The organism is Novosphingobium sp. ZN18A2, from assembly GCF_036784765.1.
Taxonomy (GTDB): Bacteria; Pseudomonadota; Alphaproteobacteria; order Sphingomonadales; family Sphingomonadaceae; genus Novosphingobium.
In genome coordinates this window covers 515984-534415 of record NZ_CP136651.1, presented here as the reverse complement: position 1 = coordinate 534415, position 18432 = coordinate 515984, and the positions used below count along the sequence as shown (strand labels likewise).

General features: G+C 58.6%; 14 protein-coding genes. 3 read left to right on the top strand and 11 right to left on the bottom strand.

The window, feature by feature from the left end; all coding sequences use genetic code 11:
• Position 1: 1 nt before the first annotated feature.
• Complete coding sequence (locus RXV95_RS02645; RefSeq protein WP_338467478.1) at positions 2 to 568, top strand: cob(I)yrinic acid a,c-diamide adenosyltransferase; 567 nt, start codon at positions 2 to 4, stop codon at positions 566 to 568.
• 147 nt (positions 569 to 715) lie between these two features.
• Positions 716 to 1585, top strand: coding sequence for a 3-hydroxyacyl-CoA dehydrogenase NAD-binding domain-containing protein (locus RXV95_RS02640; protein WP_338467477.1), 870 nt, complete (start codon positions 716 to 718; stop codon positions 1583 to 1585).
• A 9-nt stretch (positions 1586 to 1594) separates the two neighbouring features.
• On the opposite strand, the gene RXV95_RS02635 is transcribed toward RXV95_RS02640, so the two are convergent.
• Positions 1595 to 3250: a glycosyltransferase family 39 protein gene (locus tag RXV95_RS02635; protein WP_338467476.1), complete on the bottom strand. Its 1656-nt coding sequence runs from the start codon at positions 3248 to 3250 to the stop codon at positions 1595 to 1597.
• A gap of 122 nt (positions 3251 to 3372) precedes the next feature.
• Complete coding sequence (locus RXV95_RS02630) at positions 3373 to 5103, bottom strand: hypothetical protein (RefSeq protein WP_338467475.1); 1731 nt, start codon at positions 5101 to 5103, stop codon at positions 3373 to 3375.
• Positions 5104 to 5370: 267 nt separating this feature from the next.
• Between RXV95_RS02630 and RXV95_RS02625 the strand changes: the two genes are divergently transcribed.
• Positions 5371 to 6633 (top strand): GtrA family protein, encoded by a 1263-nt coding sequence (locus RXV95_RS02625; RefSeq protein WP_338467474.1) that lies wholly within the window; start codon positions 5371 to 5373, stop codon positions 6631 to 6633.
• 16 nt (positions 6634 to 6649) lie between these two features.
• Here RXV95_RS02625 and RXV95_RS02620 read toward each other — a convergent pair whose 3' ends face one another.
• The 9 genes from RXV95_RS02620 to rfbH form a co-directional block, all read right to left on the bottom strand.
• A complete protein-coding gene (locus RXV95_RS02620) occupies positions 6650 to 7642 on the bottom strand; it encodes a glycosyltransferase family 2 protein (protein WP_338467473.1) in 993 nt (330 codons plus the stop codon).
• Positions 7639 to 8919 carry a hypothetical protein gene (locus tag RXV95_RS02615; RefSeq protein ID WP_338467472.1) on the bottom strand — a complete coding sequence of 427 codons (1281 nt, stop codon included), beginning with the start codon at positions 8917 to 8919 and terminating at the stop codon, positions 7639 to 7641. The genes RXV95_RS02620 and RXV95_RS02615 overlap by 4 nt, the downstream gene beginning before the upstream one ends.
• Before the next feature lie 87 nt (positions 8920 to 9006).
• Positions 9007 to 10116 (bottom strand): hypothetical protein, encoded by a 1110-nt coding sequence (locus tag RXV95_RS02610; protein ID WP_338467471.1) that lies wholly within the window; start codon positions 10114 to 10116, stop codon positions 9007 to 9009.
• Positions 10113 to 12068, bottom strand: a complete 1956-nt coding sequence (locus tag RXV95_RS02605; protein ID WP_338467470.1) for an SLBB domain-containing protein — start codon at positions 12066 to 12068, stop codon at positions 10113 to 10115. The genes RXV95_RS02610 and RXV95_RS02605 overlap by 4 nt, the downstream gene beginning before the upstream one ends.
• Before the next feature lie 146 nt (positions 12069 to 12214).
• Entirely contained in the window at positions 12215 to 12865 is a 651-nt protein-coding gene (locus RXV95_RS02600) for an HAD-IA family hydrolase (protein ID WP_338467469.1), read from the bottom strand.
• A 2-nt stretch (positions 12866 to 12867) separates the two neighbouring features.
• Positions 12868 to 14721, bottom strand: a complete 1854-nt coding sequence (locus tag RXV95_RS02595) for a thiamine pyrophosphate-binding protein (RefSeq protein ID WP_338468615.1) — start codon at positions 14719 to 14721, stop codon at positions 12868 to 12870.
• A gap of 96 nt (positions 14722 to 14817) precedes the next feature.
• Positions 14818 to 15936, bottom strand: a complete 1119-nt coding sequence (locus RXV95_RS02590) for an N-acetylneuraminate synthase family protein (RefSeq protein WP_338467468.1) — start codon at positions 15934 to 15936, stop codon at positions 14818 to 14820.
• Between the two features lie 147 nt (positions 15937 to 16083).
• Entirely contained in the window at positions 16084 to 17028 is a 945-nt protein-coding gene (locus RXV95_RS02585) for an NAD(P)-dependent oxidoreductase (RefSeq protein WP_338467467.1), read from the bottom strand.
• A 10-nt stretch (positions 17029 to 17038) separates the two neighbouring features.
• Positions 17039 to 18403, bottom strand: a complete 1365-nt coding sequence (gene rfbH / locus RXV95_RS02580; RefSeq protein WP_338467466.1) for a lipopolysaccharide biosynthesis protein RfbH — start codon at positions 18401 to 18403, stop codon at positions 17039 to 17041.
• Positions 18404 to 18432 lie beyond the last annotated feature (29 nt).

Sequence of the window (18432 nt, the reverse complement as noted above, 5' to 3'; positions counted from 1 at the left end):
CATGGTCAAGCTGAACAAGATCTACACGCGGACCGGCGATGACGGGACGACCGGCCTCGTCGACGGATCACGCCGGGCCAAGCACGATGTGCGAATGGCCGCGATCGGCGAGGTGGACGAAGCGAACAGCGCCATCGGCCTTGCCGTGATCGCCGTGCCGGAAAGCGCCGCTGCCGAATTGCGGCGCATCCAGAACGACCTGTTCGACCTTGGCGCGGACCTTGCCACGCCCGGCGGAGACTTTCGCCCGTCGGACATGGCGCTGCGCATCGCGCCCGCGCAAGTCGAATGGCTGGAAGCCGCGATCGACCGGATGAACGAGGCGCTGGAACCGCTGTCCAGCTTCATCCTGCCGGGCGGCAGCGAAGCGGCGGCGCGCGTCCACCTTGCCCGCGCGATCACCCGCCGCGCCGAACGCGCCGCCAGCGCGCTTTCCGCCGAAGAGCCGGTGAACCCGGCGGCCCGGTCCTATCTCAATCGCCTGTCGGACTATCTCTTCGTGCTCGCCCGCGCGCTGAACGCCGATAGCGGCGGCGATCCGCAGTGGGTTCCGGGCGCCAACCGCTGACCGGGGCGACGCGGCCCGCCGCGGGGCGGTTCATCACCAAGCGGCACACCCGATATTGCAGGTGCGAAGGCTGGCCAAGGACGGCATCCTGCGCTAGTCAGCCGCCTTTGGCGGAAGCGTGCATCCGCACTTGTGAAGGAATTTTCGATGCAGACAATCGCGGTGATCGGCGCCGGCCAGATGGGCTCGGGCATTGCGCAGGTGGTGGCGCAGGCCGGTATCCGGGTGCTGCTGTCGGATGTAGAGATCGCGCTGGCGGAAAAGGCCAGGTCCGGCATCGAAAAGGCGATGAACAAGCAGGCCGCGCGCGGCAAGATGGCGCCCGAAGAGATCGAACCCGCGCTCTCGCGCATCGTGCCGGTCGGCGAATATGCGCCGATGAAGGAAGCGCAACTGATCATCGAGGCGGCGACCGAAAAGGAAGAGATCAAGCGCAAGATCTTCGAGGCGGTCGGCCCCTTCCTGGGCGAAACCGCGATCATGGCGTCGAACACCAGTTCGATCCCCATTACCCGCATGGCCACCAGCAGCCCCGATCCGGCGCGCTTCATCGGCCTTCACTTCTTCAATCCGGTTCCCGTCATGGGTCTGATCGAAGTGATCCCCGGCCTTGCCACCAGCCGCGAAACCGTTTCGCGCACGCGCGCCTTTGCCGAACACCTGGGCAAGCAGGTGGTGCAGTGCGAGGACGAGCCGGGCTTCGTCGTCAACCGCATCCTTTTGCCGATGATAAACGAAGCGGTCTTCGTCCTGGGCCAGGGCACCGCCAGCATCGCGGATATCGACAAGGGTTGCCGACTTGGCCTGAACCACCCGATGGGCCCGCTGGAACTGGCCGATTTCGTCGGGCTGGACACCTGCCTGGACATCGTGCGCGTGCTTTACAACACGACCGGCGACAGCAAATACCGCCCCGCCCCGCTGCTGATGAAGTACGTGGAAGCCGGCTGGCTGGGCCGCAAGACCGGCCGCGGGTTTTACGATTATTCCGGAGAGACGCCGGTTCCGACGCGGTAGGGACGGGCTTCAATCGGAAGTGGCACCGACGCCGTTGCGCGTCAGCTTGAAGATACGCGTTATCGGGCCGCCCGAAACGCCGGGTTCGGGGCGGAAAACCGAAACCTGCTGCGCGCCCGCAAGCATCGTGCGGTATTGCCCGTATTCTGCGGGAAAGCGGGCCTTTTCCGCAGAATATCGATCCAGTTGCGTGGTCACCACATAGTCTGCGCGGCACGAAGCCAGCTCGGTCGGCGCAACATTGCCTATGTCGACAGTGGATCGGCCGTGCCGCAACTTCGTTATCGTCGAATACGGGATCTTGCCTTCGAGCGTTGCAACCACATCAAGGCAGCCGGCGTCTCCAGCAGGGAACAGAAAGCGATAGGGCCGAGACACCAGATCGAACGCAAAATGCTCTACCAGCACGGTCTTGCCTGGCCGGACATGAGTCTCGATCCACAGTGATGCCTGCTGGCGCGTGTCGTTGAGCCGCTCTCGCCCTTGCGCCAGATCCGCCGCAAGAAGTGGGCCGCCCGTGGCAATGGCAATTACCGCTGCAGTCGCGAGCTTTGCGCTCGCCCCGCGCCCCCCGCCAATGTAATCCACGATCCACGCCGCCCCCGCAGCAGCGACAATCGAGAGCAACGGCAAGAGCGGCAATGCCCAGCGATCCCAGACAAGTTTCTGGGAAACCAGCAACAATATGAAGCCGACAACCGGCGGCCCCAGAATCGCGAGCATCTCCCGGTTCCATGCGGCGCGGACGATACCAATCGACACCAAAATAAGTCCCGCGAGACCAAATGCCGAAAGCAGAGGGTGTGAAACATACCAGCCAAGATTCCAAAGTGGAGAGCCCCCGGTCGCTCCCAGGTGATAGGTCTTCACTTCGCCCCTGACATTGCCGAACGCGGTCTGGAAATCGAGCACGAGAAACGGCGAGGCAATTACAAGCGCGGCCACGCCGGCAACGCCGAACGCAAGAAAACGCCACGCCTCGCTTGCCCCGCAGCCCGACCGTTGCGACACGCGCTGCAGACAGGCTCCAGCCATCGACATTCCCGCTGCGGCGAAGGGCCACTTCGTGGCCACGGCAAGCCCCAGCCACATGCTGGCAAGTAAGGTATCGCGCCAACGTCCGCTTCTGGCAACCGTCAGCGTCGAAAGTAAGCACAGGAGCAGGAACACGCTTGCCATAACGTCCGACCGGACGACCTGCGACCAGAAGACGTGCACCGGATCGAGTGCAAGCAGGGCCGCGGCGGCCAGCCCAACGTGTCGATCGAACAGGCGTTCGCCCAGGCGGGCCGTCAAGGCAACGGTAAGCACGCCGCAAATCACGATCATTACGCGCCCGGGCAGGATAACCAGCGCGGGATCGAACCAAATCGCCTTGACGAACGCGGCCGGGCCGGCAAACCAGCCAAGCAGCCAGCCGATGGCAAATACGCCGACGTCGATAAGGGCGAGAACATACATGGTGGTCGTCGCCGGATGGCCGAACCATCCCGGGTTCAGCGTCGCGTCGCGCAGCATATGCGCTGCCCCCATCTCGAACATCAGTTCGTCGGGATCGTTCAGCGCGGGAAGGCCGAAACGCACGGTAGCCAGTCGCACCAGTGCAGCGATCACAATGATCGCAAGGAAAATCCAGCGCCCTGCGCTCTGGGAAAATCGGCTCATATGGAAATCAGTACATCCCGCGCGTGCGGCCGTCGAAACCGAAGAGCGCCGCCGAGCGGCCTGTTTTTGTCATGATGCCGCACTAGCCGCGTGGCTCCGGCCACACAACAACAACAACGGCGTTACCCCGGCAATAGCGCAACACCGCCGCGTTTGCCCGCATCCAGTGGGCTGCCGTCCACCATGACCTTGCCACCCCGCCCGCTGGAGAGTATCTGCGCATCGAGCCCGCTTGGATTTACGGCAACCGCCTGCGACGCGGACACCTCTATCCCCCGACCGAAGCTGCCCGGTTGCCCCGATAACCTGAAGGAAATGCTGCCGTTTCTACAATTGGAAAGCCTTGCCGCGGCGTTGCCGGACTTCATCATTGTATTTCCGGCCCAGGCATCGACAGAGAAGGCCGTCGCGTTTTCGAGGACGACCGGTTGCATCACATTCACGAACTTCAGCCCGCTAGCGGAAATCCCGTTGCTGGCATTCACGGCCAATCCCGCAGCAGAGCCGCCGCCCAGGGCATCGCCCAACCCATAGAACTGCCCGCCGGAGATATGCGCGGCGCCTCGGAAACGATCAAAACTGATCGCTGCCTGCGCGCCGGGCGCCACCGCGATATACGGTTCGCTGATATCGACGAGGCCATTTGGCGAGGTATCGGAGATCTCTATTCCGGTTCTGTTGCACTGATCGATGATCGGCATCCGGATATGCACGTCATTGTGCGCGCCCTTCTTTAGCCCGGAAAGCTCGCCCAGCCGCCCGCTGGCCCGGATGCCCGTGGCAACATGTGCTGTTTCGAAGTTCACGATGTAAGTGTCGGCAAACGCGCCGTCGAGCAACATACCAACCGGATCGCTGATATTCGGATGCCCGCCAATGGTAGCATTGCAATCGGTAAGGTAGATTGAGGCATTGCCCCCCGCCAATCCGATATTCGTGTTCCCATCGAGCAGGAAACCGCGCCAGGATATACCCCCCGATCGCGCAGCCGCTGTCCGACGGGTCATGCAGTTGGTGAAAAGTCCGCGAACCACGCCTTGCGCATAGAACCCGATCGCGTGTTCGAATGCGCTGATCGTATCGAATGTGCAGCACAACAGGAACTTCGCCCTGAGCCCCGCCGGCATATTTTCCGCACTACCGTCCATTGGAACGGACCGCGCGAGATGCAGATAGCGCAAATCGACGGCCTGCAAAAAATCGTTGATCTTCTCCGGCTTCGAGGAACTGCCAACTTGCACGACGTCGGCAGTACCACTTTTGACGATCAGGCGGGTGCCACGCGCAAAATCGTTGCCGCGAAATCCACTTCCCCAGATACGGCAAAAACCGCGTTCAATCACCCAGGTATCGGAAAGAAAATAGTTCCCGGATCCAAGCGACATCACGGGGTGCGCGGCGAGACAGGCATTGAGGGCGGGCAAGCAATCGATCTGTTCCCGATCGGGTTGTGCCCCCCACCATTCAGGGTAGGCGCATCGTGTAGTACTGCGGTTGAGGTCTACCGTGCCGTCACCCTGGAACACGTGGGAAATCGGCGCGTCGAAACTGCCCAGTACCGTCAGCGTGCGCCCTGCGGCAATCTCCAGCCGAGCGCCGGGCATAAGCTGCATGTCGCCGCGTATGGTGGTGTTCGCATCGACCCGGTGGACGCCGGCATCCAGCACTGTTCCTGGAGCGTCTCCCGCCGGGGATTGTGCTGCGGTGTCTTCCGCCCGCATCATCGCCGCAGCACCGATTCCGGCCAGCGCAAGCGGCGCAAGACCCCGCCGAGTAAGAGGTCCAATCACTTTTGCGTCTCCCGTGAAAAGCTCGCGAAGCGTTGACAGAAACGCTTTGGTCGCGAGTCGCATGAGGCTGCTAAAACCCCTTGTTGTGATTATATTATTTCCGGTTCCCGGCCTCAAGCCGATTATCGCCCCTTCCGCAACGTCGACGCGAACGGCGCCCCGCCCGCGCCGGCGATTTCCCGTAGCGCATGGGATGCGATTGCCTGCCCTCGCTCCAGCAACCACACCTATGCTTTCGATTGGGCGGGCTTGCTTGCGAATTGCGGTGAACTCTGCAAATGAACCGTGTTGCGCCCTTTGCAGAAACCACCCCAGATTGATCGAGAGACCATGAAATTGACAGGTTCCGGGCGGCTCAGCGCCGAAAAGGTCCAGGCAACGTTCCAGTTCGTGCGATTTTGCGCAACGGGCGGCCTGAACACCGTTTTCGGTTTCAGCGTCTACGCGCTTCTGATCTGGATTGGCCTAATACCGCATGCCGCGCAGCTTCTGGGCCGCATCATCGGGGTTACGTTCAACTATTTTTCCTATAACCGCCTGGTATTCACCGGGCAGAAGATGGACAAGCGCCGTTTTCTGTTGAACTATCTTGGAAATTACCTTTTTGCAGTCGTCTTGCTGTGGGTGATGCTACAGATCGTACCCAACGCCTATATTGCCGGGCTTTGCACCATGACGATTGCAACGCTGGTCAATTTTGTGGTTCTGCGATTGTTCGTTGTCCGGTCCGGAAGCAATGACGCCAAATCCGACAAGCCTTACAGGCCGCATCCGCGCGATTGGCGCTGGATGCCGGAATGGGCGTTGCTCATCAAGGACACAATCCACGATTATGCGCATACGGCGATAAATTACGCCGTGGGATTTGCGCCTTTCCGGGCGATCTGGATGGTGGCGGTCGGCAATGGCCTAGCCCAGGAAGTGGAGCAGGCCGGTTGCCTGCTTGTGCACATCCCCAAGACTGGCGGCACTTCCATTTCCAAGGAGTTATACGGCAGAAACCTACAAACCTATACGGCGCGGAACTGGCGCAGGCGTTTCGGCGACCGGTTCGATGACTGGACGCGCTTCGCCGTCATGCGCGATCCCACGCGGCGCTTTCTGTCCGCATGGCGGTTCATGCTGCGCGGTGGATCTGACGTCATGCTGGTTTCCCGCTATGAAATGACACGCCTTGCACCACTGGAGCCGCTTGAAGCTTTTATTTCCCGGCTTGAGGCCCATCCCGAACTGATGCGGCTGCAACCGGTTGCGCACTTCCGGCCCCAAGTCGAATGCGTAAAGGACAGGGACGGGAATTTCCTTGTCGACCGGCTTGTCGTCATTGATCAGGATCCGTCGATGTCGGGCGAGCTTGCCCAATGGCTCAGGCTGGCTGAATTACCCCATCTCAACAAAAGCGACTCTTCCGCCTATGCGATCGACAGCGCACTGGAAGCAAGGATTCGTGCACTCTACGCTGACGACTTCGTGCTTTACGATCAGATTCTGGCGGCGGGCGGAACCCTTGCGCTGAACGATCGCAAGCCCGCCGCACGCAGAGATGCGCAAACCTCCAGTCGCATGCAACACGAGCCGGCCACAGCTGGTTAGTAATGGATGGTTCGGCTCAGCTTTCCGGTTCGGGCGGAAAATTGACCCGCTCGCGTTCTATCACAAGCGGCGTGCGTCGGGTCCGTTCGGACACGATCCGCAGGTTATCGCCCAGCAAGCCTAGAAAGCCGAACATCAGGGCAAATTCGAATTGCGTGATGGCCGCGATCAGCCAACCAGCGATCGGGCGCCCGGAAAAGAACGCCACAACGCCCCCTGCCAGCATCAAAAGGCTCATCAACAGGCCGAACGCTCCGATGTACATTGGAACGCGCAGCAATTTCTTGGACGATCCGGCCAGCGCGGACATAGCGAAATCGAACAGCGCGAAGAAATCGTTCTTCGACTCGCCTGCTGCACGGGGTGGGCGATGGTATGTGATTGTTTCCAGCTTGAAGCCTGTTTCCACCAGCATTCCGCGAAAGAACGGTTCGGGTTCGGACAACTGGCGTGTCGCGTCGACAACTCGCGCAGCATAAAGGCCGAACCCCGTGGCCTGCGGCACGATCGGGTAATCGCTGAAGTTGCGGGCCAACCAATAGGACAACTGGCGCAACTTGCCGTGAATGTAGCCAACCTTCTCCACCTCACGAACGCCGAGCACGATATCAGCACCGTCCTGCCAGCGTTCGATAAATGCCGGCATCAGTTCCGGAGGGTCCTGGAAGTCGGCACAAAGACCGATGATAGCTCGCCCCCGCGCCTCGTAAATCGCATGGGTAGGTGAACGCATCTGCCCAAAGTTGCGACTGTTTACGATCAACCGGACCCTAGGATCGGCGGCGCAAAGCCCCTTCACGATTTCGACCGTGTGATCGGTGGAATCATTGTCGATGAAAATGATGTCGAAACTCAGGTCCAGCGGTTCGAGAACGCCAATTGCCGCTGCGCAGATGGCCGCGGCGTTCTCTTCTTCATTATAGCATGGAATGACGACCGACACGTCAGGTCCCGCTACGGCAGGTCCTGCATCCGCTGGCGGGCAGGCTTGGGAGGTATCTGGATTCACAGAGAAGTCTCAGGCAGTTTGGTTGGGAGGTAGGCGGGAATATCCCGACTTTTGCGATGATAGCGCAAAAAATCCGAAACAGTTGCGATGACGAGCATAAGCTGGATTACCATAATTAGGCCAGGCCTCAAGAATGGGCCGACGGTAAGCCAATTGTGATAGGATACGGTATATCCAGCTAGGTCCGAATACGTAAGGCGCGTACCCAAACGCGAAAATGGAATATCAATTGGCAAAGACAGGAGATAGGAACAAATAGTCGCCACCCAAATACTCCAATCTTTCCTATACTCCAAAAAAATAAAGAAAATAGTTCCCACCATCGCATAACCGCCTGGATTAAACGTGATGAGAAGAAGCGTAAATGAAAGGCTTAGAATTCTGTAACGATTAAATGCCTCGGGTGAAATCCATATCAACGAAACCGCTAATAGAGAAATTACTTGAAACAACCTTATCAACCAATCGAATGTTCTAGGCCAAAATTCAACAGGCCAAGACCCTAACATCGACATCAAAGGGAGATTGAATCCGTCCAAGAAATTAGATATTCGCGAATAAGAAGATGAGTAAACTACGGTATTAAAATTTGATATATGCTCTCGGTTAGCAGCAAAATTTTTGATATTATCAAATACCTGCAATGGACTTCCGTCTTTTATTATTACAAAACTCAAGACATACACGATCACAGTTACAATTAACGCACCTTCTGCCCACCGCCATTCCCGGCGAAGCAGTTTCGCAAGGACGAGACCCACAAAGTACGGTTTTAGATTAATCGCTACGGCTATCCCTAACCATCTCGCACGAGTAGATCGAATTATTGGCGCAAATGCGAGGAAAACCCCCGTCCACGCAAATATCAAGAGATTGCCTCGTTGCAGGCAAAAGAGCGATGGAAGGCCAAATGTAATAGCCAATGCCCGTGGAAGCGCAGTACTTCGGTCAATTTTACGGAACGCCAAGTACGCAATCACACCATTTACAAGTGAACCTATAAAAAGGCTACTTATAAGTAACCAATCACAATAACGTGCCTCCGGTGGCTTGCCTTGGTAGCAAGCCGGAATTGACAGAACGCGCAAGATTGCAAATGAAAACGGAGGATAGACGGTGCGCCAGTCGGGGTATGCTCGACCGTTCCAAGTCCACCACGCTGTGTTGTATCCGTCCATGAGGTCGTTCGACGGATCGGGAAAGAACGGCAACGGCAAATAGCCATTAATCCGCAGGAACCAGTAGGTATAACCGATTGAGGCGAAGATCATCGCCACGAACGCCCATTCTGTCCAAGGCGTCGCGCTCTTACGTGGGTTTGGGCTAGGCGGCGGCAAGGTCACTGGCGTCCTGTCCGTGCCAAATCAATCGTCGTCGTTGCGAGTAAAGATGCCTGGAGGAGGTCGCATGATAATAAATTCAGAAGCAAGAGCAAACGCAATTATCAGGGTGAACAACGCGGCTGGCAACATCCTGAAATGCAAACCCGGCTCTAGATAGGGGGTCTGAATTTCACGCAAGTTATATGTTGCGGTCATGTTTTCGATCGCAGTCCCCTCAAGATATCTCTCGTAGGCATCCTGAAGCGCCTGAGAAAAAGCCAGCTCACGAGCAAGCCGCTCGTACTCCAGCGATTTGGAGGCAATACCTGCAGCCGTCATTCCGTCACGTGATCGCACTTTCCCTTCTGCGGCCGCGATTTGCTTCTTCAGAACGGCGACCTGTGCCTGCAATGTCTGCACTTCAAAGCTTTGACGCGTATTGAACTTTAGCGCCGCTTCCAGTTGCACCTGCTTTGCCTGCAGTTGTCCTTGCAAAGTAGCCAGTTGGCTGATAGCTATATTTACTTGTGCGTCAGGATCAACAAGTTTGTTCTTCGCACGAAAGACGGTAATGGCATCCTTCGCATGATTAAGTCGATCACTGGCCGACCTATATCTTTGTTCGAGGATACTCTGCTTCAGGTTGGTTGAGGCACGGCTGAGCTCTACCAAACGGTCACGCATTGCCTGCGTGTAAGCTTCAACTGTCTTCATCGCATCGACGCCACTGTCGGATTTCACCGAAATTTGGACGAGATTGCCCCGAATAGCATCGATTTCCGTCTGATCCGTCAGATCATCCAATGCATCCTGAAATGCGTCCGTAGTCTCGTCATCCTTGACGCCTAGTTTCCTAAGCGTGGCCTTTTGGACATCATAACTGCGGGCAATTGCGAGATCGACCTCAACTGGCAAAGTATTTGCCAAAAAAGCGGCATAGCTTCCGCCCCCCAATTGGGCGAGAATCGCGGCGAGGCCCGCTGTGTTCGTTTCCTGGGGTGCAAGAACGACGGTCGCGACCTGTTGCCGAGGAAACAGACTCAAGACAGCCAGTATGGCAGCTATCACGCCGAAGATCGTGCGCCGCAGTCCGTTGCGCTGGAACCAGCGCCGCCGAGTGATCAGATCGAGCAACGAGGCGGGCGGACTCAATTGGTGACCCTCACGATGGTGGCGGCGGACACGCCCGCGCCCAGAATAAATTGCGCAATAGAGCGGAAATGCATCCAGAAGCGGTTTGCATGGGCCTTGACCGGCACGAATATCACGTCACCCGGATGAACGATGGCGCCCATCACGTCACGATGCTTTGAAACGACTTCGCCGCTCGCCCGGACAAGGAAGGTCTGCCCCTTGTCCGCTGCCGAGATCGGGCCGCCGGCTTCATTCAGGTAATCACGAACCTTCATCGGCCGGTCGTGCATCAGGATGGACGCGGGACGGAAAACCGCGCCGAACACGCCAACCGTCGTCGGGCGAGGAGGGATATAGATCGAATCGTTGTCTTGAAGGGCCAGGTTCCCAGGCAATTGCGGCGACTGGTACGAGATCGGCAAGACAACGCGGCCGTTGGGCTGCGCCGCGCGCAACCTCTGTATGACGTTCTGCGCCGCCGCCAACTGCTGCGGACCGAACTGGTCCAAGCCAGATTCCGACGTTAGCGGCGCGGCTGAGAGCGATAGTTCAAGCTGGCTCAACGCCTCATCATAACTGGCGCGTTGCTGCAGCTTTACCGATTTTCGCTCAAAGACGGTGCCATAAAGATAGGCCTGCGAGGTAAGTCCGCCAGCCAGCTTTACGATATCGTCGATCGTGGCGCCGGGCTGGACGTAATAGTTGCCGGGCTTTTCTACCTCACCGTCGATGCGCACCAGCACGGACTTGGCGTCCAGCGGATGGACTAGCGAGCCCATAGAAAGCACCTGGATGATATCACCCGGGTTGACTGACGTGGCCGCCATGTCGGACGCCGCAACTTCAATGCCGCCGCGGCTCGCTTCGGAAAGGCGATAGAGGATAATGCGGCTACGATCGGCAAGATTGTTGAACCCGCCGGCATAGCGCATAACGTCCGCAAGCGTTTCGCCCGGCCTAGCTTCGTAAATCGCCTCGCGATTGACGCTTCCGGTTACGGCCATTTGCTCGCCCACCGGTTCGATACGGATAACGTCTTCGTTCTGCAGCAGGACGTCCTTCGATTTGTCGCCCTTCAACAAGAGGTCATAGAGGTCGAAGTCGCTGACAAGTTCGCCGTTGCGATAGAGCTTGATCGAACGGAAACTGCCGCCAGACGATGGCCCGCCGGCAGCCAGAACGGCATTCAACAGAGTCGACAGGCTATTGACCGTGTAGCTTCCCGGATTGTTGGCAAATCCGGTTACGTAGACCTGGATGCCGTGCAATTGCTTAACTGAAACGCTTACGTAAAAGCCACGGTATTGCGTTCCCACAGCCTTCTTGATCGCAGTCTTGAGATCGGAATAGCGTACGCCCGCCAAATGGACCGAACCGACTTTTTCAAGGAAGATGTTGCCGTCATTGTCGATGGTGCGCTCAACCGATCCGTCCAGCGATCCCGAAAGCCCGATGAAAACCGTATCGCCGGGTTGCAGGATGTAGGCAGGCGGCACAGTTGTCGTGGCCGGCACGGTAAAGTCGCGGGTCGACGGAACGATGAGACTTGCTCCGAAGCGTGGCAGGGGTTTGCCAAGCTGGTCCTCGACGTAGGTTTCAAACTCGTTCGGTTCGGGCGGTTGTCTTATATTGGGCGTTATGCCCGTGGAGCTGGAAGGCACGGGCACGGAACCCGTTGCTACCGGCATTCCGGGAACCACGCCGACCTGCGTTTGCTGGATCGTGCTGGAATCGGTGGTCGTTGTCGACGGCATAGCAGTCTGAGTCTGGCTTGTGTCGGTCGAGGATGTCGTCGTATCCGTGGTCGACGGCGTCATGTCATATGGATTGGAGTAATCCTGCGTATCCGTAGACTGCGCATAGCCTGCGACAGGCGCCACGGTCATTGAAGCTGCAGCCAAAATTGCTAATGCGTGACGTGCACGCGTGGCCCATCCGGCCTTCGGGGATTGATTGATCGCGATTGGCATATGACCTTGGTTTTGAACCGTCCTTTTGTGCTCGGTCACTAGCAGATAGCCCCCCCTAGGCAAGTTGCATTTGGCAGGCTGTGCCGCCCTGCCAAAAGTGTTCCTAAATCATTGGCCGGGGCGATCGCGTAAACCGCAAAGCGTTTCTATCCGGCATGTCGGGCGATCAGTGCCGGTAACTCACCGAAATCCGTAAAACGATGCTCGCTCGCGACAAACGCACATTCGTCTTTCCCGTATCCTGCCTGGTAAAGAAGGAACGGAGACGCAGCCGCGGCGGCAGCATGGGCATCGACCTTGCTGTCACCGATCATGATCGCGCCGTCGCCTTCCGTCAGCAGTTGTCGCGCATGGAGCAGCGGGGCCGGATCGGGTTTGCACACGGCCAGCGTGTCGCCGCCAACGACCGCCGGGAAGAAACGCTCCAGATCAAGTTGGGCGATCAGTTGCCGTGCAAGGCGCTCCGGCTTGTTCGTTACGATCGCCATTGGATATCCGTACCTGGCCAGTTCCGAAAGCGCTGCAATGACGCCCGGGAAAATCGAAGCAGGATCCGCCGCGATCGTGGTTAGGGCAGCCCGAAACTCGGACACGTCCTCGTCTGCATTGCGAAAGTGGCTGCCGAGCGCCTCACGCACGAGAGTGTCCACGCCGAGGCTGACCAGGCTGCGGACACGCGCGATTTCGATTGCGTCGCCGCCCCGCGCCCTCAACTGGCGCGTCAATGCGACGGCGATGCCGTGCGCGCTGTCGACAAGCGTGCCGTCGAGGTCGAACAGAAGTGCGGGCCGGTGCACCGTCAGTCCATGACCGGGATGAGCATGTTCGCTTCAAACTCGTCGCGTGGAAGGAACGGCGCCAGATCCTCGAGCGGGGCCGTCACCATTGTCCCGTCGTCCAGCCGCCTGGACGAAAGCTTCGGCGCGAAATTCTGCTCCTTGTCCACCATGATCTCGCAAATGGCGGGGCCATCGGTCGCCAGCGTCTCTGCGATGGCAGCGCGAATATCGTCGTGTTCGCTCGTCAGCCGGTATGCGAAGCCGAATGCTGGCGCGATCTTGCCGAAATCCGGGAACGTCACGCCCGAATCCGGTCCGCAACCTACCGAGAAGCCGTTGAAATGCGCCTGTTGCGACTGCCGGATCGAATGATAACCCGAATTGTTGTAAAGAAATATCTTAGCAGGAATACCTTGCCCTGCAATCGTCTGCAGTTCCTGCAGATTCTGCATGATCGATCCGTCGCCCGCCATGCAGATGATCCGGTTCGCACCTTCGGGCATCGCATGCCAGGCGCCGATCGTGGCGGGCAAGTCATAACCCATCGAAGCTGCGCCGGAATTCGAATAGATGCGCTGCCCTTGCTTGAGCTTGGCAGCCTGAACCGTGACCACCGCCGCGGTTGCGTCGGCCATGACGACGACATCGTCCGCTTCGAGCTGTTCGAATAGCGCCTCGGTGAAGCAATAGGGATTAACCACGCCCTTCGTTTCCCAGTATTCGGGGAGCACGGGGTTGTACTTCTTGCGCCGCTCCATCGCCCAGTCCACATAGCGCCCATGCGTCGCGGGTGCGTCGTAACCGTCCAGCGCCCGTTCCAGCGCCGGCAGGAACTCCTTAAGATCGGCATGGACGGGCATGTCGATCGAAAGCGTGGGCTTCGCCAGCTCCGCCGCGTCGACGTCCACCATGATCTTTTTCGCGGCGCGGGCGAACGAGGCGAAGTTGTAACTGATCTGGCGGACGTTAAGCCGGCACCCTAGGACCAGCACGCAATCCGAATTTTGCACTGCGAAATTGCCGGATCGATCACCGACGGTTCCCGGCCTACCAACATAGAGCGGATGCTCGTCACCCACCACATCCTGCGCATTCCAAGCAGGCGCCACCGCGATACCCAGCTTATCCGCGATCCGCAGGAAAGTTTTGTGCTGGCCGCTGATGCGCACGCCGGTACCCGGCAGGAGAACCGGTCGTTCGGCTTCGCGGACTGCCCGAACGACATCACGCACCGCGGCGTCGAGGGCATCGCCGCGCAACCAGCCGTATTCGGCTGGCAAGGCGAACGGTCGGCCGTATCCTTCGCGAACGGGATCGAAGCCGGAAAGCGTATCCGGATCGATCGGCGCCGCTTGCACATCTATCGGCACATCAATCCAGACCGGGCCGGGCCGACCGGTTTCAGCCAGCCAAAGCGCCTTCTCAAGATGATATCGGATGCTTTGCGGATCGGTAACGGTAACCGCGTATTTTGTGATCGGCGCAACCATGGAGACAATATCCGCCTCCTGGTCCCCCAATTGACGAAGGCGCACCGGTGCATTGCTTGCCAGCGTCTCGCGCTTCACCTGGCCGGACACCACGATCATCGCAATGGAATCGGTAAACGCGCCATGTACGCCGTTCAGCGCATTGATCCCGCCCGGCCCGGTCGTGACATTCAGCGCAGCCAGACGGCCCGAAAGTCGCGTATAGCTCTCAGCCGCCATCGCAAGTGCCTGCTCATGGTGGCAGCAGACATAGCTGAGGCCATCCACTCGCCCCATCGCATCGTTCAGATGCATCGCTCCCCCCCCGGTCAGCATAAAGACATGGCGCACACCGTGGTCGCGCAATTTGCGAGCAAGGAAATCGGCTAGGCGGACTGTCGCCATCATCGGGCTCCGGCAATGAAGGTGAAATCACGGGAAAAGAGATCATGGATGGAGCAGCGCCTGTGCGCCTGCCCCTCCAGCCTACCTTGTCCGGCGTTATTCGTTTACCGCCACCTTGCGCACGCCCTGGCGGCCTTCCATGCCGCGATCAGGCACAAGGCGCAGCAGTTCTGGATTGTTGACGTAATGCGCATCAATCGCGCCAAGCTGCACCGCGCCATCGGCTTGTACCGGCGCCTTCAGCACTTCCCCACCCTCGAATTCGCGGGTCGATATCTGGCCCTTGAGCAGGGGCACCGTGAAGTAGACATCTTCTTCGGTCAGCTTGTGGCCGGCGGGTAGGGCGCGTTTAGCATAGACGCCACGAACCAGAGCATCGAGATATTCGCGCTCGCCAGCCGGAACCTCGCGCCGTTGCGCGCCGCTGCCGCCGCACATTTCCTTGGCCTTATTGAAAGCGCGGAACCAAACCTCAGCCTGCTCCGGCTTCGTGCAATAGGCGCTAACCGGCACTCCTTCGTGATCGATATCGATATGGCGTTCGAACGTCCGCGCGCCCTTTGCATAGGCGATCAGGATTGAATCGTGCCAGTCGCGGCATTCGTGGGTCGAAAGCCCGACAACCACGCCCGGATAGCGCGCCTGAAGGTAATCTATCTGGTTCAATTCCAGATCGCTGTCTTTCGACGGGTAGAGCGAGACACAATGATTTAGCGCGAACGGCACGTCGCGCGACGTAAAATATTCCACCAGTTCATCGATATGGTGCTCGTCTGCACCGCCCGAAGACGCAATGACCGGCTTGCCTGCCGAGGCGATCTTGCGCAGCAGGGTCTTGTCGCGGATGTCAGAGCTGGCGATCTTCAGGATATCGACACCGAATTCCACGCACTTATCGACGGAAACCTCGTCGAACGGCGTGACCATGGTCAACATCCCGTGATTGCGCACGGCCTGCACCAGCTGACGCAGGCTGTCCCATGGCATCTGGGTAGCCAGGGTCTTCTTGATGTATCGGATATCCTCCGCATCGCGATAATCGGCATGGATGAAGTTATCGACATCGCGAAATTGGAGCTTGATCGAAGCCTTCACGCCTTCCGCCGCGACGACCCGTGCAAAATCGTCGATGATCTTCAATCCACGATCGAGTTTTCCCCAATGATTGTTCGCCAGTTCAAGGACGAACAAGTCCTGAAAGATATCATTCGGCACAAAAAATCTCCATTTCCCTAAATCATCTATCTTTGCTCATTCGATAGAGCAACAGGCCTTTAAGTGGCTCGGCTCTCACGCATTTCGCGTCTGGCGTCGCCCACAATCTGCACTCCCTATATCGCAAATTACTCTCAATTGCCTAAGCTACTTCGAACGTCCGACCACACCGGTCGCCTTTGAATCCACAAGCCATTCAATACTATCCCGGACCTGCCGTTCCAGCGGCGCGAGCGCAACCCCCAGTTCCATGGCCAGAAGCCGGGTTTGGACGAAATTGCCAAGATAGACGCTGGGACGCGTGAAATCGATTGTATCACGGTCGATGGCGATATCCCCACCGACAGCGTCCGCCACGCTTTCGGCAAGATCCGCCATCTCCACAACGCGGGCCCCGCAAAAGTCAATCGTATTGGCGCAGCCACGACGCATTTCGGCAGCCGCCAGAACCAGTTCACACAAATCCAGCACATGCAGGAATGACCGGAAGACGGGAACTGTCGCTTCGATCCGGATACGCTGCCCGCGAAGCGCCTGGTCGATGAAGTTCGAGATCGCGTAGCTTTCGATCTTGTTGATGTTGGGCCCGGCTAGGTTGTAGATCCGGCCCACCATGGTCGGTACTTGCAGCCGCTCCGCCGCTTCGAGAAAGCGGGCTTCCTGGCGCAGCTTGGCGATGCCGTATGCGTTCGGATCCTTTCCAGATGCCGCAATCGCTGCACCGCCGGAAGAGGACACGAACACGCTGGCCGGCCTTGCCTTTTCCATGGCGCCCAGCACGGCATCATCGATCGAGAGATTGGTGTCCGTGAAATATCGCTCGCCGCGCTGCCCCGCCTTTTCCTTTGTCAGGTATGCAAGGTGGACAAGATGTGCGCCTTCCACATCCGCCGGGCCGATACTGTTCAGCGCACGCACCCTTATTGTGCGGCCATCGCGCAGGGAAACGGATCGCGCGCTCGAACCGAAGGCCACAACCTGATCGCCGGGCGACTCGCCCAGCCGCCGCGAAAGCACGTCCAGCATGCTTCGTCCGATCCAGCCCGAAGGTCCGGTCAGAACATAGCGGGAAGAAGGTTTTGCAGCCTGCATTGGCCGCACTTCAGCCCTTGTTGTCCGCGATGAACGCAGCAATCTTCTCTACCGTGTAGCCTAGGTGATCTTCCGTCAATCCGGGGTAGAGGCCGATCCAAAATGTATTCGTGGTAACCAGATCGGCGCTCGAAAGTTCTCCGACAACGCGGTAATTGCGCCCCTTCATATAAGGCTGGCGCAAGAGATTGCCGCCGAACAGCAGCCGGGTGCCGATCCGGTATTCGTTCAGATACTGCACCAGTTCGTCGCGATCCACGCCGCAACCTTCGCGCAAAGTGATCGGATAACCGAACCACGACGGCTGGCTGTTGGGCGTCGCTTCTGGAAGAATCATCAGATCTTCCAGCGGGCGCAACAACTGCGTCAGGGTATCGAAATTCCGCTGGCGGGCTGCGATAAAACCATCGAGCCGGTCAAGCTGCGCAAGCCCGACAGCCGCCTGCATATCCGTAATCTTCAGATTATAGCCGGCATGGCTGTAGGTATATTTGTGATCGTACCCTTTGGGCAGATCACCCAAGCGGCGGCAGAAACGCTTGCCGCAAGTGTTGTCCATGCCCGGCGCGCACCAGCAGTCGCGCCCCCAGTCGCGCATCGATTCGATAACGCGCTTGAGCCTTGGCTTGTCGGTGAACACCGCGCCGCCTTCACCCATCGTGATATGGTGCGCGGGATAGAAGCTGAGCGTTCCGACATGGCCGAACGTGCCGACACCCCGTCCATCGTATGTCGCGCCAAGTGCGTCGCAGCAGTCCTCGACCACCCAGAGATTGTACTTTTCGGCAACACGCATGACTTCGGCTAGATTGAACGGATTGCCCAGAGTATGCGCGATCATGATTGCGCGCGTCCTGTCGGTAACCGCGGCCTCGATCATCTCGGGCTTGATGTTGTACGTTGGGATATCGACATCCACGAACACCGGCACAAGCCCATATTGCAGTGAGGGGTTTACCGTCGTCGGGAAACCGGTTGCCACCGTGATTACCTCGTCCCCCGGCTTCAGGGCGTCGCCACGGAAATAGTGCGAGGTCAGCGTCGACAGGGCGAGCAGGTTGGCCGAAGAGCCGGAATTGGTGGTCAGCGCATGGGCAACTCCGACACGCGCAGCCAGCCGCTGTTCGAACTCTTCATTGAAGCGCCCGGTTGTCAGCCAGAAATCCAGCGAGGAATCCACCAGCATCCGCATGTCGGCCGCACCGTAGACCTTGCCGGAAACCGGCACAGGGCTCTCCCCGGGAACGAATGGCTTCTCAGCATGGAAGCGGCGCGCATATTCCCCCACAAGATCGAGGATCACCGAACGGAGTTCGGGCTCGTCCAATTGCTGGGATGCCGATGCGAGATCGGACTGGATGGAACCTTCTGTCACGGATGAACTACCCCTGCTTGAAACGGAAA

Coding starts and splice junctions, on each gene's coding strand:
- RXV95_RS02645 (WP_338467478.1), top strand. CDS start 2: ATGGTCAAGCTGAACAAGATCTACACGCGGACCGGCGATGACGGGACG.
- RXV95_RS02640 (WP_338467477.1), top strand. CDS start 716: ATGCAGACAATCGCGGTGATCGGCGCCGGCCAGATGGGCTCGGGCATT.
- RXV95_RS02635 (WP_338467476.1), bottom strand. CDS start 3,250: ATGAGCCGATTTTCCCAGAGCGCAGGGCGCTGGATTTTCCTTGCGATC.
- RXV95_RS02630 (WP_338467475.1), bottom strand. CDS start 5,103: ATGCGACTCGCGACCAAAGCGTTTCTGTCAACGCTTCGCGAGCTTTTC.
- RXV95_RS02625 (WP_338467474.1), top strand. CDS start 5,371: ATGAAATTGACAGGTTCCGGGCGGCTCAGCGCCGAAAAGGTCCAGGCA.
- RXV95_RS02605 (WP_338467470.1), bottom strand. CDS start 12,068: ATGCCAATCGCGATCAATCAATCCCCGAAGGCCGGATGGGCCACGCGT.
- RXV95_RS02595 (WP_338468615.1), bottom strand. CDS start 14,721: ATGGCGACAGTCCGCCTAGCCGATTTCCTTGCTCGCAAATTGCGCGAC.
- RXV95_RS02585 (WP_338467467.1), bottom strand. CDS start 17,028: ATGCAGGCTGCAAAACCTTCTTCCCGCTATGTTCTGACCGGACCTTCG.